The organism is Arthrobacter sp. 9V, from assembly GCF_902506065.1.
Lineage (GTDB): Bacteria > Actinomycetota > Actinomycetes > Actinomycetales > Micrococcaceae > Arthrobacter.
In genome coordinates this window covers 2915279-2930404 of record NZ_LR732912.1, presented here as the reverse complement: position 1 = coordinate 2930404, position 15126 = coordinate 2915279, and the positions used below count along the sequence as shown (strand labels likewise).

Here is a 15126-nt window from a genome sequence, read left to right as displayed (position 1 = left end):
CTAGGACGCCCGCGGTGCCGAGTACATTTCCTCAATGACGGCGTCGAAGTCCTTCATGACTTGCGCACGCTTGACCTTGAGGGACGGCGTCAGGTGCCCTGAGGCTTCAGTGAAGTCCGCCGGGACGATCCTGAAGGACTTGATGGCCTCTGCCTGGGAGACGGACTGGTTGGCCTTGCTGATAAGTTCCTGGACGGCCGCCTTCACTACGGCGTGGTCAGTGGCTTCTGCGAGCGTGGTGCTTGCAGGCAGTCCGTGACGGTCCAGCCAGCCGGGAAGGGCTTCTTCATCCAGGGTGACCAGGGCGCCGATGAACGGGCGGTTGTCGCCCACTACCAGCACTTGGGAAACCAGGGCATCCGCCCGGATCTGGTCCTCCAGCAGGGCAGGAACTACGTTCTTCCCGCCTGCGGTAACAATGATTTCCTTCTTGCGTCCAGTGATCTTGAGGAAACCGTTGCTATCCAGTTCTCCGATGTCGCCGGTGCGGAACCAGCCATCGGCGAACGTCTCAGCCGTGAGGTCTTCGCGGTTGTAGTAGCCACGCATGACGCAGACGCCCTTGGTGAGGATTTCGCCGTCGTCGGCAATCTTCACTGAGTTGCCCGGGAGCGGGGCGCCAACGGTGCCGATCTTGATCATGGACGGAGTGTTCACGGAGATGGGTGCCGTGGTCTCAGTCAGGCCATAGCCCTCCAGGATCTGCAGGCCGATGCCTTGGAAGAAGTGGCCCAGGCGCTCTCCCAGGGGACCGCCGCCGGAGACCGCGTGCGCAACGTGGCCGCCCATTGCGGCGCGAAGCTTCCCGTAGACGAGTTTGTCGAACACGGCATGCTTGAGCTTCAAGCCAAGACCCAGCGAACCGGCTTCGCGCGCCTTGGAGTAGGCGATTGCGGTATCGGCTGCCCGATGGAAAATGGCGCCCTTGCCGCCGTCCTCTGCTTTGGTCAGTGCAGAGTTGTACACCTTTTCAAAGACACGCGGAACAGCCAGGATGAACGTCGGCTGGAAGCTCTGGAGGTCAGCCAGCAGATTCTTGATGTCCGGAGTATGTGCCACCTTGACCCCGCCTGCCACGGCCAGCACGGAGATGAAGCGTGCAAAAACGTGGGCCAAGGGGAGGAACATGATGGTCTTGCCGGACTCATTGATGATCTCAGGCAGTGAAGCACGGGCATTCTCGGAAAGTTCAACGAAGTTGCCGTGTGTCAGCTCGCAACCCTTGGGCCTGCCCGTGGTGCCTGAGGTGTAAATGATGGTGGCGAGATCCTTGAGCCCGGCCGAGGAGCGGCGGGACTCGAGTTCGTCGTCGGGAACTCCTGCACCCGCGGCACGCAGGGCGTCCAGTCCGGCACCTTCAAGCTGCCACACATTGGCCACAGAGGTGATATCTTCCGCGGCCACAGCCTGGCGGATCACATCCTCATGGTGCGCGGCTTCACCAAACGCGGCCACGGCGCCGGAGTCGCCCAGGTTCCAGGCCACCTGTGAAGGGGAGGACGTCTCGTAAATCGGCACGGACACTGCGCCGGCAAACCAAATGGCAAAGTCCACCAGGGACCATTCATAGCGGGTGCGGGACATGATGCCCACGCGGTCGCCTAAACCCACGCCGCTGGCGATGAGGCCTTTGGCCAAGGCCCTCACGTCCTCGAGGAAGTCCGTGGCGCGGATGTCCTGCCACTGCCCGTTCGTGTCCAGCTTGGAGAAAAGTGCGGGGTTGGATGCTTTTCCTGCCTCGCGGATCACGAAGTCCGTGATGTTGGTTTCCGGGGCGATGTTCACGAGGGGAGGAACACTTATTTCACGCACGGGTAGCTCCTTTGATATCCACGGGCCACGAGGGGCTGCTTTCACTCTAGTATGCCCGCTCGCGGTGGTGTGTTCTATTTCACCTACTGGCGAGTAACTTTACGGATCAGCGGTCAATTCAAGCAACTCGGGACCTTCTCCCGTCTGGAATGCAGGTGCCGCTCCGCCCCGCGGAATAGGATGATGGGATGCCCGCACTACGGTCCAGTTCCCTGGTCAGACCCAAGCCCCCGGCCTCGGCATGGAGGGATGCGCCCTGGGCTGCCCGACGAAGCCATTTGGGCCGCCGCGGACTGGCGATCGGGATTGACATCGGCGGTACCAAAGTGGCCGCAGGCGTTGTGGACGCCGAGGGCCGGGTCCTCGCCGAAGCCCGCAGGTCAACACCCGGCTCAGATCCCCGCGCGGTAGAGCAGACCATTGTAGAGCTGGTCAACGAGCTCAGTGCGGGCCACAGGATCGCTACGGTGGGAATCGGGGCCGCAGGGTGGATGGACCTCGACGGCGGCACTGTACTGTTCAGCCCGCACCTCGCCTGGCGTAATGAGCCCTTGAGGGACAGCCTTCAGAAATTGCTGAGGCGTCCGGTCCTGTTGACCAACGACGCCGACGCCGCAGCGTGGGCGGAATGGCGCTTTGGCGCAGGTCAGGGCGAAAGCCGCCTCGTGTGCATCACCCTGGGCACGGGAATCGGCGGAGCCATGGTCATGGACGGCCGGGTGGAGCGTGGACGCTACGGCGTGGCAGGCGAATTTGGGCACCAGATTATTTTCCCCGGGGGACACCGCTGCGAATGCGGCAACCGCGGATGCTGGGAGCAGTACGCCTCCGGCAACGCCCTGGGGCGCGAAGCCAGGCAACTGGTACGGACCAACTCCCCGGCAGGGTGCGCCCTCTTGGAAAAGGCGGGCGGGACCGTGGACAATCTGTCCGGGGCAGCCGTGACGTCACTGGCGCTTGAAGGCGATGCCACCTCTCGGGAACTCATTGCCGATCAAGGCGAATGGTTGGGGCTGGGGTTGGCCAACCTCGCGGCGGCGTTGGATCCCGGAATGTTCGTGATCGGCGGAGGTCTGTGCGATGCAGGGGAGTTGCTTGCCGCGCCGGCCCGGGAGTCATTTGCAAAGAACCTCACAGGGCGGGGCTTCCGGCCCATGGCGGGAATAGAACTGGCAGCACTCGGCCCGCGGGCCGGCATGATCGGCGCCGCAGACCTCTCCCGTGTCAGTGGCCGGGCGCGCAACTAGAGGCGGGCGCCGTCGTCGTCTTCATTCTTTTCCTGCGGAAGCCGCATGATGAGGTATATCACCGATGCCACGAAGACAGCCACGATGCCGAGCGTTGCCGTTAGGGGTGCGGACCGCCAAAACATGGCAGTGAAGAGCAAAGCGATGGGTCCGCCCACGGCACCAACCCATGCCAACATGACCAGCGGTTCCGTTCCCGCCAGGCTTGGGGGCTCTTCCGGGATGAACGTATGGTCCTCGTCCTCCACTTCGAAGTCACGGGGTCCGGACGATCGGCCGGGTGTTTCGGCATCTTCACGAGTTGCGGCACCATCCGGCGCAGCTTCCTGAGCCGGGGCAGAGAGGCCCAGCGGATCGAAATCCTTGAAGGTCCTCCCGGGCCCGGGTCCGGGCTGTGGATGCCCGGCTTCAACGCCGTGGCCCTCATGGCTGTCCTCAGCCGGTTCCCCGGCCGGCCCCGACTGCGTGGCCTCCAAGCGGGACACCAGATCCAGCCACACGGCGTCGTCGTCCTTGTTGGCGCTTTGATCAGCGGAATTGGGATCAGGCCTGTTCATGGGCTGTGTCCTTTTCGGAGGAAAGCCCGTGTCCGGCCAAGGCCGCTACGGTCTTTTGAATGAACTCGACAGAACCGGCAAAGATCTCCGGCGCATCATTATCCAAGGTGGCCACATGGCGACTGTTATGGAGATAGCTGACATCCACCGGTGCCTGGACCCGGGAACGGAGGAACTCCAGGCTCGCGTTCGAAATCACATTGTCTACGGTGGACTTGTAAACGAGGACCGGCGAGGCGATGCGGGGCAGGATAGCGGCCGTATCTTTGTACATCTTCTTCAATTGGTGAGCGGCTGCGACCGGTGTCCGGGCGTAGGCACCCTCGTCTTGATCCGGTTTGAGGATGTCATTGGCGATCGACGGAGTAGTTCTCACAACGTACTTCAGTGCAGCAACGATCACAGCCCGTGGATCATCAAGGACCAGCCCCGGATTCACCACCACTGTCCCTGCGACAGGACGCGTGGCTGCGATCCGCAAAGCCAAGGTTCCACCCATGGACAAACCTGCAGAGAACACGTAATCGCACTCGGAAGCCAGCTCGAGGTAAGCATCATCCACGGCACGGTGCCACTCCCGCCATGAGCGGGTGGCCATGTCCTGCCACGAGGTGCCGTGCCCGGGCAACAAAGGCAGCCTGACGGCATAGCCGGCCGCGGCAAGGTGCTGAGCCCACGGCCTGACGCTGTGGGGGCTCCCGGTGAACCCGTGGGACAGGACCACGCCAACGCGCGGCCCGGCCCCCTTCCAGCTGCTGTGGAACGGTGAAAAGTCGGGAGGCATGTTCATGATGACTCCGAGGCTACTCTGTCGCCGGCGTGCTGGCGGAAAAAGTGGGCCGATTCTTCAAAAATGGCGGGCGCGTCAACATCCAAGGTGGCTACGTGCCCGCTGTTGGGGAGGGTGACCACGTTCAAGCGGGAGGAGTCAATGTACTTGCTGATAGTGGCCACAGAGCTGGGCGGGATAACACCATCCACCGAGGACTTGAACACCAAAGCGGGAGCCTCAACATGGGGCAAGCCCCGGGTAGCTGCGCGGAAGAGCTTCTTCAGTTCGTGCACTGATTGCAGCGGTGTCTTGGAGTAATCACCGTCCTGGGTGGTTACCGGTGCGGGTGTGTCCTCCACGATGGGGGTGGTAGTACGCATGACGTACTTCAGTGCTCCCACGTACCTTACGCGGCGGTCGTAGAAACTCAGCCCCGGATTCACCAACGCCAGCCCGGCAACGTCATGCCGGGACGCCACGCGAAGAGCCACGGCACCACCCATGGACAGGCCTGCCACAAAACAGGTTTCGGTCTTGGCGGCAAGGTCCAGGTAGCTCTGCTCGAAGGTGCGGTACCAGTCCTGCCATCGTGTAGTGGCCAGGTCCTGCCAACTGGTGCCGTGCCCGGGAAGGAGGGGGACGGACACGGCGAAACCCTGCTTGGCCAGATACTCGGCCCAGGGAAGGACGCTGAGGGGGCTTCCGGTGAAGCCGTGGCAGATGGCCACTCCGATTGATGCATTGGCTCCGTGCCCGGCATGGTGGAAAGCGAGCGGTGCGGCGGGTTTGTTGCGGTCCGTCATGCGTCCATCGTGTCACTGTTCGTGTCATTTCTCACTGGAGTAGGGTTGCTGTTGAGTGCCGGCCGGGTTGCCCGGATGCATGCCAACCAATCGGCCGTGAGAGGACAAACGTGTTCTATTGGGTCATGAAGAGGATCTTTCTTGGTCCCATCCTCAAGCTCTTGTTCCGTCCCTGGGTGAAGGGACTGGACAATGTTCCAGAAAATGGAGCCGCCATTCTGGCGTCCAACCACTTGTCCTTCTCGGACTCCATCTTCCTGCCCCTCATGGTGCACCGCCCTGTGATCTTCCTGGCCAAGACCGAGTACTTCACGGGAAAGGGGCTCAAGGGGCGGCTCACAGCGCTGTTCTTCCGGCTGAGCAACCAACTGCCCATGGACCGCTCCGGAGGGGCAGCCTCGGAAATGTCGCTGCAGGCAGGCAAAGACGTCCTGAATTCCGGGGGCTTGTTGGGGATCTATCCCGAAGGCACCCGCAGCCCGGATGCCAGGCTCTACCGGGGCAAAGTGGGCGTGGCCAAACTTGCACTGCAGACACGTGTCCCGGTGATACCCGTGGCCATGATTGGTACGGAGAAGGTCCAGCCAATCGGCAAACGGCTCCCCAACATCCGCCGGATCGGACTCATCTTCGGGCAGCCCCTGGACTTCAGCCGGTACTACGGCATGGAGGAGGACCGATTGATCCAGAGGGCCGTCACCGATGAAATCATGTACGAACTGATGCGGCTTTCAGGCCAGGAGTACGTGGACGAATACGCAGCGGTGGTCAAAGCCCAGTTGGCCGGTAAGGGCCCGGAGCCTGTCCACAAGATTGAGGTTGCCGAAGAGACCGTCGAGGACATTGCCGAAGACAGGGACGAACCCCGCAGCCAGGGGAGCCCCGAAGCCAGGTGAACCTGGCGGGAAGGCCGCGGATCAACGGGGAAACTGTGACGCAGAAGGCGGCATCAATGACGGCTGCAGTCCCGCAACCTTGCTGCGGCCTACTACTCTTGAAGGGTGACTGAGCTAACCGCGAACACCGCACCCTCCGCAGCAGATCCCCTCGCCAGCACCGCCCAGAGCGGGGCGGCAAACTATCCAGGGCTCGACGCCTGGCGGGACCTGCCCATTTCCCAGCAGCCCACGTGGTCCAACACTGATGTCTTCAAGGCTTCCGTCAAGGAACTCTCCGTTGTTCCGCCCTTGGTCTTCGCCGGTGAAGTGGACGTTCTGAGGGAGCGGCTCGCTGCAGCTGCCCAAGGCAAAGCTTTCCTCCTGCAGGGTGGCGACTGCGCTGAAACGTTTGAGGCCGCTACGGCGGACAAAATCAGTGCCCGGGTCAAGACGATCCTGCAGATGGCTGTGGTCCTCACGTACGGTGCTGCCATGCCCGTGATCAAAATGGGTCGGATGGCCGGCCAGTTCGCGAAGCCGCGTTCCTCCAATGACGAGACCCGCGACGGCATCACGCTTCCCGCTTACCGCGGCGACATCGTCAACGGCTACGAATTCACGCCCGAATCCCGCGCTCACGACGCCGGCCGGATGCTGAAGGCCTACCACACGTCGGCGTCCACACTGAATCTGATCCGTGCCTTCACCCAGGGCGGTTTTGCAGATCTTCGCCTTGTTCACCAGTGGAACAAGGGGTTCACGGAGAACCCGGCGCACGCACGCTACGAATCGCTGGCCCGGGACATCGACCGCGCCATCAGCTTCATGGATTCCTGCGGGGCTGACTTCGAAGCACTCAAGCGCGTGGAGTTCTTTGCCAGCCATGAAGCACTGCTGCTGGACTACGAGCGCGCACTGACGCGCATCGATTCTCGGACCGGCCTGCCGTATGACACCTCGGCGCACTTCCTGTGGATCGGCGAGCGGACCCGCGAACTGGACCACGCCCACGTGGACTTCCTGTCCCGTGTGCGGAACCCCATCGGAGTCAAACTCGGCCCCACCACCAGCGGTGATGACGCCCTGCGCCTCATTGACAAGCTGGACCCCAACCGCGAACCGGGCCGTCTGACGTTCATCACCCGCATGGGCGCCGGCAACATCCGCGAGAAGCTGCCAGCCGTCGTCGAACGCGTCACTTCATCCGGTGCCCAGGTGCTATGGGTGACTGACCCGATGCACGGCAACACGGTCACCTCGCCGAACGGCTACAAGACGCGCAACTTCGATGACGTCATTGATGAGGTGCGTGGATTCTTCGAGGTCCACCAGGCACTTGGTACAGTGCCGGGCGGACTGCACGTTGAGATGACCGGCGACGACGTCGCTGAGTGCCTGGGCGGTGCCGATCCCATCGATCAGGACGCCTTCCTGGACCGCTATGAGTCGGTGTGCGATCCCCGCCTGAACCATATGCAGTCCCTCGAGATGGCCTTCCTCGTGGCAGGAGCCCTCTCCAAGAAGTAGTGGGGATACAGCAAAGGCGCGGTCCGGATTCTTCGGACCGCGCCTTTGCTATGTGGCTAAAAGGAGTTAGACAACAGTCAAGGTCACCACTGAGTCTTCAGGTACCTCCGCGTTGACGGGGCTCTGGTCACGGACGGTGCCGAAGAAGCCGCCCAGGACCTTGTTGACTTCAACTTTGAACCCCAGTTTTTTCAATTCCCGTTCAGCTTCGGCGGCCTGCTTTCCGATGAAGCTGGGGACCTTGATCAACTTGGGCCCCTTGGACACCGTGAGGGTCACGGTTTCGCCCCGGACCAACGTGCCGTTGGCTGGCAACTGGGAGACCACGGCTCCCTTGGGCACTGTCTTGTCGTTTACGGTCTCCGGAGCGATAACGGCTTTGAGGCCGGCGTCCTGAAGGGCTTTGACCGCGGCATCCTGGGCCAGTCCACGCACGTCCGGCACAGGGATGGGTTGTGGCCCTTTGGAGACCACTAACGAGACCGGGGTTCCGTGCCTCACTTCGGTGCCCTTGGCAGGGTCCTGGGAAAGCACGACGCCGGCCGGAACCTTGTCGTCGTAAGCCTCAGTGATGTTGCCGAGAGCCATTTCGGCGGCATTCAAGGCAATCTTGGCTTGATCCAGAGTGCTGCCGGCCAGACCGGGCAGGGGGAAAAGCTGGGCACCTTTGGAAACGAAGAGCGTGATGGGTTGAAACTTCCGGACTTCGGCGCCGGATTCGGGTTCGGTCCCAACGGCGAGGCCAGCAAGGATGTCGTCGTCGAAAACGTCCCGCGGTTCCGATTGGAAACCAGCAGTGCGGAGGAGTTGCTGTGCTTCGGCCACGGTCTTGTTCTTGACGTCGGGCACGGTCCCCGGGGATCCGGGACCCATCCCGAAGAACCAGCCGGCAGATGCCGCGAGCGTTGCAAGGATAATGATCACAATGGTCCAGATGATGCCGCGGCGGCGGGGGTTGCCTTCGCGCAGAGGGCGGCTGGGCGTGGCTGCGGCCCGTGCACGGTCCTTGTTTTCTTGCCGTTCGAGTCTCTTAAGCTCCCGCTTGCCTGCCGGGCGCCCGTCCTGATGGTTGACCGGAACGACGGCGCCAGCCTGCGTCCTGCCCGGGGCGCCTGCAGCCATGACGGTGGTGGGGTTGCTCTGGTGGGAAATGAACTCCGTGGGTGAGGCCGTAGTGGCTAGGGCTTCTGTGGGGTGGCTGCCGGAGGTGACTGGTTCCTTGGCAGCTGCGGCGGCCAAGGGCTGGCCGGACGGCCGGGAGGATGCCTGCCTATGGTCCAGTTCTTCGTCTGAGAGTGTGGTGCGGATGTGTCGGAGTTCGGTGAGCAGTGCAGCACCATCCACCGGCCTGTTCTCTGCCTCAACCGCGGTGCACCACTGCACCAGCTCATCAAGGTCCTCGGCAAGGCCCGGAGCAGCATCCGAAGGACGTCCCACTACGGCATTGACGTGCTGGTAGGCGACCTGGATGGGGGAGTCTCCCGCGTAGGGCTGCTTGCCCGTCAACATCTCATAGAGCATGATGCCTGCCGAGTAGATGTCGCTGCGGGCATCCGCGGGCTGGCCGAGCACAAGCTCGGGAGCCAGATAGGCCACTGTGCCTATCAGGGCGCCGGTGCTGGTGTTGGCAGAGATCGCCCGGGCCAAACCGAAGTCGCCCACTTTGATCCGGCCGTCGTCTGCTATGAGGACGTTCTCCGGCTTGACGTCGCGGTGGATCAAGCCGGCGCGGTGTGCGGCAGCCAGCCCCTCGATAACAGGATCGATCAGTGCCAGGGCAAGGCGCGGGGGCAACGGGCCCTGTTCGTCAAGGGTGTCGCGAAGGGTATGGCCCTTGACGTACTCCATGACCAGGTAAGCAATATGGCGGTCCTCGCCCTGGTCAAGAACGCCCACGATGTGGGGGTGCGAGAGGCTCGCAGCAGCTTTGGCTTCCCGGCTCAGGCGCTGCAGGAACGTGGGGTCGTTCGCCAAGTGCGGGTGCAGGACTTTGAGGGCCACGTCGCGTTCAAGGCGCTGGTCCGTAGCCAGGTAAACGGTGGACATTCCGCCGCTCGCCAAGCGGGAACGAACCGTGTATCGGCCGTCCACGGTGGTCCCGATGAGGTGGTCCTGCGTTGGTTCTTGCACCATACGATCCTAAACGAGGCAGGGAAGGGGCCCGAATCCACGAGGGATGCGGGCCCCTTCCGAGGTGCAGTTGAAGGTCTAGCCGAAGGTGCGCTGACGCGCCTTGATTGATTCGACGTAGCGCTTGGTGTCGTCATACATGCCGTACTTGCTGACCGAATACTGGCCCTGGTAGTAGCCGGCGATTGCCGTGTCCAGGTCCTTGCTGGTGGCAATGAGTGTACGAATGATCGCAACACCTGCCGTGGCATTGTCGTAAGGGTCCAGGAGGTTGAGTTTCCGGCCCACCAGATCGGATGCCCACTGCCCGGAGGAGGGGATCACCTGCATGGTGCCAATGGCGTTTGCCGGGGAAACGGCGCGTTGGTCAAAGCCGGACTCCTGTTCGGCGAAGGCCAAAGCCAGGGACGGGCTCACTCCCATGCGCCGGGCTGTGTCCGCCACAATGCTCTTCATTTCGGCCCGGGTGGGCACCGGAGACGCGTTGAGCAGGGCCTTGTTCTCGTTGGCGGAGGTGACAACTGCAGGCGGGTAAGTGAAGCCCAGGAAAGTGCTGGGTACCAGTGGCTTGGTTTCGCCCGCCGGCTGCAGGCCGGCGCCGGGGATGGTGAGCTTCTGGCCGGGGTAGATGACGGTGGTGGCTGTCACGTTGTTGTTGGCGGCCATCAACGCAGCCAAGGAGACACCGTGGCGCGAAGCGATGGAACTCAGGGTGTCACCCGCCTTGATGGTGTAGGAACCTGTGCCGGCCAAAGGGGCAGGAGCCGGCGCAGGGGCTGCCGGTGCTGTGGGTGCCGATGGGGCGGACCCGCCGCTGACCTTGATCTTCTGGCCGGGGTAGATGATGGAACTTCCGTTCAACCCGTTCCAGCTGAAGATGCTGGACAAGGGAACGCCGTGCTTGGCTGCAATGGCGCCCAGGGTGTCGCCGGAGACCACGGTGTACACGGTTGCGCTTGTGGGGGCGCCGGGTGCACTCGGTGCGGCCGGGGCCGGCTGCGCGGGTGCTGCCGGGGCTGTACCCGTGAGCTTGATGGTCTGTCCCGGGTAGATCAGCGTGGTTGCAGAAAGCTTGTTCAGTTGCAGAACGGCCGAAGTGTCCAAGTTGAAGCGGCGTGCGATCGCGCTGATGGTGTCTCCGCGGACGATCGTGTAAGTGTCCGGAACGGACGGGGCCATGGGGCGTAACGCGGCAGGAAGGGTGGCTGCAACCGCATTGGCTGGAATGACGGTGCCCACGTTGACCGCTTGCGCTTTCATGGCCGCGGCGAGCGTGGCGGGAATCTTCCGCGGCTGCGGCGCCGGTGCCGCCATGGACGGTTGGGCCAGGGCGAGCGATGACAAAACCACGGCGGGAAGCGCAGCCGTGGTTGCCGCAATAACCGGCATGCTCATGGTTCGTTTCGGCGAGCGGGGCGTCGTCATGAAATGTGTCCTCATCTCGAACAGCGGAGCGATTGTTAACGCTGTTGTCAGTGTTACCAATGTTGCTCATGTTATGAATGGTGCAAATGTGATCAGTGTGAATCTCTCACACTTAGTCGATCAGCACAACAATTCCTGTCAAACCAAACAAATAGCCACAATTGAGGAGGACAAAAGAGCGCTGCAGAGCGTCCCGGGCATGGCGGCCTAGGACTTCGGCTAGGCGCCGGGCGGGGCGGCGTGGCAACCTTGTTCCGTGAGTAATGTAGAAAGCCTTGTTTCCGATTGGCTGCCGCTGCCGGATGTCGCCGAAATTTTGGAAGTTTCCATCACCAAAGTCCACGGTCTTCTGGATGAGCGTGCACTTGTCGCCATCAGGCGGGGAGAGCGGAACATCCGCTCAGTTCCTGCCCTCTTTGTCCAGGACGGACATGTTGTAGACAGCTTGAAGGGAACCATTGCGGTTCTCAGCGACGCCGGCTACACCGATGAAGAATTGATTATCTGGCTTTTCACCCCGGACGAGTCATTGCGGGGGCGTCCCATTGATGCCCTGCGCGAGGGGCGTAAGACCGAGATCAGGCGCCGCGCCCAGTCTCTGGCTTGGTAACTTCTTTGGCCTGGTAACCGGCTTTCCCAACCGGAAGCCGGATTAAACGCGGACGACGGCGGTGACTCACCGCCGTCGTCGACGTATGTGCTCCAGGGGCCGGTTAATAACTTCCCACCATCTTTGGGAGGCTACAAAAGAGCCATGGATTTGGGCCGTCCTGGAGGCCCCGGGGTCATGCAGCGCGGCTGACAGCGGCCTCAGCCAGCCGACGCAACGCCAACAGCGGCAGATCCTCAAGGGGCAGGCGTTCAAGGGCGTCAAAGGCCCTGTTGCTCAACTCGCCGATCAAAGATTCCGTAGCTTCCAAAGCGCCGCATTCAATGATGATTCGGCGTATTTCAGCTACCTCCTCCTCCATCAAGAGGGGGTTGCCGAGCATGCGATCCAAGTAATCTGCCTCCACCCGGGGGGCTTGGTTGATGGCAAACCCAACCAACACTGTTCGCTTGCCTTCCCTGAGATCGTCTCCGGCGGGCTTGCCGGTGGTTTCGGGATCCCCAAAGACGCCCAGGACGTCATCCCGCATCTGGAATGCCTCGCCCAGCGGCAATGAGAATTCCGAGTAACCTTCCATCAGCCCCGCTGATGCACCGGCCAGAGCCCCGCCCAACGCCAACGGGTGCTCGGTGGAGTACTTCGCCGACTTGTAACGAATGATGGATTTCGCCCGCGCCACAGATCCTGCCCGGTCGCGTACAGGGCCGGCCACTTCTTCCAGGATGTCCAGATACTGGCCTGCCATCACTTCTGCCCGCATCACATTGAAAATCCGCCGTGCCGGACTTCCGGCTGCTGCCCGTGGGCCGATTTCGGTAAAGGACTCCTCGCTGAAGGAAAGGCAGAGGTCGCCGGTGAGGATGGCTGCTGCGTCGCCGAAGCGCCCGCTGTCCAAAGCCCAGCCATTGGCGTCATGGAGCTGGCTGAACCGCTTGTGCACGCTGGGACCGCCGCGGCGGGTGTCGGAACGGTCAATGATGTCGTCGTGAATCAGGGCGGCTGCCTGGAAGAGCTCCAGGGCGCAACCGGCGGTGATGATGTCCGGGTTCCCGGCAGGGCCGCCGGCACCTCTCCAGCCCCAGTAGCACATGAGGGCCCGAAGGCGCTTACCGCCGGTGACGAGATTCGAAATCGATCCAATGAGCGGCTCGACGTCAGGCGAAACAGTAGCCATCAGCTCCTGTTGCGCAGACAGGAACCCGTTCAATTTTCCGGAGACACTTCCGATGAACTGTGCCTGCTCCGAGCTGACCTGTGCTGCAGCCGTCACTTAACGGACCCGGCCGCCACGTTCGCACCAATGGTGAACGTTGAGACGCCTTCCTTTTGCCTGACGGAAACATTCACTGTTTCGCCGTCACCGCGTATGAAGTCCAAGGATGTGACGTTCCCAACAGCTGACGGTCCCGGGACAAGTTTGAAGCCTTGGGCTTCCATTGAGGTCTTGTAGTAGTCCACTACACCCTCCGGGGGCGCCTTGATGGTTCCTACCAGGGCCACCGTGGCTACTGCCTCGCTCTTGTCCACGCTGCTTGAGCGGATGGAAGTGTTGGGCATGACAGGGATGAGCTGCGCAGGAAAACCCGGTACCAATGCGTTGACTGTTGCAGTGGTATCCGGCGCCGGCGCGGGTGTCTCGGTGAAAGTGGTGGTTTCCGGTGAGGCCGTGGACCCTGACGCAGAGGATGACGGCGTTGGCGTCGCCTGGGTGGACGCCGAAGCAGTACCTGGTGTGGACGGCGATGCAGAACCCCCGGGTGACGGTGTGCATGCTGACGCCGCCAAGGCGACACTGACTGCGAGCAGGGCAAACCCTCGCGATTGAGGAGTTCCAAAGAGCTTCACAGGGTATCCTTCCTGGGGCTGAGCCGGACTGTGCCTCCAGTTTAGTCAGAGCCCGGGCATAGTATTGCCGATGTGAGTCAGGAAGCATTCGGTGGCGCTCAAAGCGCAGGCAGCAGGCCCGCCCGCAGCGCTGAAGACGCCCTGCGGGAAATGCGGCGAACCAGCATACTTCACGTGGATATGGACGCCTTCTTTGTCTCCGTAGAGCTGCGGAGCCGTCCCGAGCTTCGAGGCAAGCCGGTCATTGTGGGATTCCCTGCGGAACGCTCTGTGGTGTTGTCCGCTTCCTACGAGGCCCGGGCCACGGGTGTGAAGTCGGCCATGCCGATGTCCATTGCCATGAGGCGGTGTCCGTCGGCGGTGATCATCAACCCCAGGCACAAAGAGTATTACGAGGTCTCCGCCCGCCTGATGGAGATTTTCGCCTCCATCACCGACCTCGTGGAGCCGCTGAGCGTGGACGAGGCCTTCCTGGACGTAAGTGGTGCAATTCGTCGACTTGGGTCGCCGATGGACATCGGACACCTCATTCGCCGCAGGGTGCTCTCTGAACTTGGCATCACGGCATCGGTGGGGATCGCCAGCACCAAGTTCGTGGCCAAGATCGCCTCCACCAGGTGCAAGCCTGATGGAATCCTGCAGATCGACGCCGAGGATTCCGTCCCTTACCTCCATGGTCTCCCCGTCGGGGCTTTGTGGGGTGTGGGGGGAAAGACAGCCGAGGTGTTGTCCCGACTGGGTATCCGCACGGTCGCCGACGTCGCAGCAACCCCTCTGGCGTCGCTCAAAAAGGTCCTGGGAGCCAGCGGTGAGCATGTCCACCGTTTGTCCATGGGTATTGACCCGCGGCCCGTGACTCCGGCCAGGCTTGAGAAAAGTATCGGAGCGGAGGAAACATTCTCTGTAGATACCGCGGACGAGGCCTTGCTGCACAGGGAACTGCTGCGGCTCTCGCACCGTACGGCCATCCGGCTGAGGAGCTCAGGCATGCTGGCAAGGACTGTGGCCTTGAAGCTGCGGTACTCGGATTTCTCAACGGTCACACGCAGCCGCACCGTGCAGACTCCCGTGGACAGCGCGCAACTGATCTACCAGGTGGCCGTGCAACTCCTTGATTCCTTGGGTGCGAGATCCATGAGCGTTCGATTGGTGGGGATTCGTGCAGAGCAATTGGAGCCGGCGGGTCAGACCTCCCTGCAGTTGAGCCTTGATCGGCGGGACGACAACTGGCGGGCGGCCGAACAGGCACTGGACCGTGTCTCCGAACGTTTCGGGTCCAAAACCCTTCTGCCGGCCCGGCTGCTGGAACCCGGAAAGCCCGCCACGGACACTTGATGTCCGAAGGGTTACCCGGGAGGACTCCCGGCGTCTTTCAGAACGGCGTCCGACAAACTATCCTATTTATTACAGAGATTTAGATCGTCTGGACAAACTGTTTCCTGAACAGTCGGCCCCGGGATGCCCGCTAAACCAAGAGGGGATTTCCGGGAACGATTTTCTTGGTCCGATCGTTGTGGAAA

The 15126-nt window shown here is 62.2% G+C and carries 13 protein-coding genes; 5 read left to right on the top strand and 8 right to left on the bottom strand.

Features of this window, described 5'->3' with window-relative positions:
• Positions 1-1812: an AMP-dependent synthetase/ligase gene (locus tag BACI9J_RS13480; protein ID WP_159734832.1), complete on the bottom strand. Its 1812-nt coding sequence runs from the start codon at positions 1810-1812 to the stop codon at positions 1-3.
• A gap of 188 nt (positions 1813-2000) precedes the next feature.
• Here BACI9J_RS13480 and BACI9J_RS13475 point away from each other — a divergent pair, with 188 nt between their 5' ends.
• On the top strand, positions 2001-3059 hold the full coding sequence (locus BACI9J_RS13475) for an ROK family protein (RefSeq protein WP_159734831.1): 1059 nt from the start codon (positions 2001-2003) through the stop codon (positions 3057-3059).
• On the opposite strand, the gene BACI9J_RS13470 is transcribed toward BACI9J_RS13475, so the two are convergent.
• Genes BACI9J_RS13470 through BACI9J_RS13460 form a run of 3 tightly spaced genes read right to left on the bottom strand, consistent with a single transcriptional unit; the run spans position 3056 to position 5191 of the window.
• Entirely contained in the window at positions 3056-3616 is a 561-nt protein-coding gene (locus tag BACI9J_RS13470; protein WP_159734830.1) for a hypothetical protein, read from the bottom strand. The genes BACI9J_RS13475 and BACI9J_RS13470 overlap by 4 nt on opposite strands.
• A complete protein-coding gene (locus BACI9J_RS13465; protein WP_159734829.1) occupies positions 3603-4406 on the bottom strand; it encodes an alpha/beta hydrolase in 804 nt (267 codons plus the stop codon). Before BACI9J_RS13465 ends, BACI9J_RS13470 begins: the two co-directional genes overlap by 14 nt.
• Positions 4403-5191 carry an alpha/beta hydrolase gene (locus BACI9J_RS13460; protein WP_159734828.1) on the bottom strand — a complete coding sequence of 263 codons (789 nt, stop codon included), beginning with the start codon at positions 5189-5191 and terminating at the stop codon, positions 4403-4405. Before BACI9J_RS13460 ends, BACI9J_RS13465 begins: the two co-directional genes overlap by 4 nt.
• Positions 5192-5301: 110 nt before the next feature.
• On the opposite strand from BACI9J_RS13460, the gene BACI9J_RS13455 reads away from it, so the two are divergent.
• Together BACI9J_RS13455 and BACI9J_RS13450 are read left to right on the top strand one after the other, a co-directional pair.
• The gene (locus tag BACI9J_RS13455) at positions 5302-6087 is read left to right on the top strand and encodes a lysophospholipid acyltransferase family protein (protein WP_159734827.1); all 786 of its coding nucleotides are present in this window, start codon (positions 5302-5304) and stop codon (positions 6085-6087) included.
• Between the two features lie 105 nt (positions 6088-6192).
• Complete coding sequence (locus tag BACI9J_RS13450; RefSeq protein WP_159734826.1) at positions 6193-7596, top strand: class II 3-deoxy-7-phosphoheptulonate synthase; 1404 nt, start codon at positions 6193-6195, stop codon at positions 7594-7596.
• 66 nt (positions 7597-7662) lie between these two features.
• Here the strand turns inward: BACI9J_RS13450 and pknB are convergent, their stop codons facing one another.
• Positions 7663-9729 carry a Stk1 family PASTA domain-containing Ser/Thr kinase gene (pknB, locus tag BACI9J_RS13445; protein WP_159734825.1) on the bottom strand — a complete coding sequence of 689 codons (2067 nt, stop codon included), beginning with the start codon at positions 9727-9729 and terminating at the stop codon, positions 7663-7665.
• A 75-nt stretch (positions 9730-9804) separates the two neighbouring features.
• Positions 9805-11151, bottom strand: a complete 1347-nt coding sequence (locus tag BACI9J_RS13440; RefSeq protein ID WP_159734824.1) for a LysM peptidoglycan-binding domain-containing protein — start codon at positions 11149-11151, stop codon at positions 9805-9807.
• Positions 11152-11407: 256 nt separating this feature from the next.
• Between BACI9J_RS13440 and BACI9J_RS13435 the strand changes: the two genes are divergently transcribed.
• On the top strand, positions 11408-11761 hold the full coding sequence (locus tag BACI9J_RS13435; protein WP_159734823.1) for an Rv2175c family DNA-binding protein: 354 nt from the start codon (positions 11408-11410) through the stop codon (positions 11759-11761).
• A gap of 175 nt (positions 11762-11936) precedes the next feature.
• On the opposite strand, the gene BACI9J_RS13430 is transcribed toward BACI9J_RS13435, so the two are convergent.
• Both BACI9J_RS13430 and BACI9J_RS24780 read right to left on the bottom strand, forming a co-directional pair.
• Entirely contained in the window at positions 11937-13031 is a 1095-nt protein-coding gene (locus BACI9J_RS13430; RefSeq protein ID WP_159734822.1) for a polyprenyl synthetase family protein, read from the bottom strand.
• Entirely contained in the window at positions 13028-13606 is a 579-nt protein-coding gene (locus BACI9J_RS24780; RefSeq protein WP_159734821.1) for a hypothetical protein, read from the bottom strand. The genes BACI9J_RS13430 and BACI9J_RS24780 overlap by 4 nt, the downstream gene beginning before the upstream one ends.
• 72 nt (positions 13607-13678) lie before the next feature.
• Between BACI9J_RS24780 and dinB the strand changes: the two genes are divergently transcribed.
• The gene (gene dinB / locus BACI9J_RS13420; RefSeq protein WP_159734820.1) at positions 13679-14941 is read left to right on the top strand and encodes a DNA polymerase IV; all 1263 of its coding nucleotides are present in this window, start codon (positions 13679-13681) and stop codon (positions 14939-14941) included.
• Positions 14942-15126 lie beyond the last annotated feature (185 nt).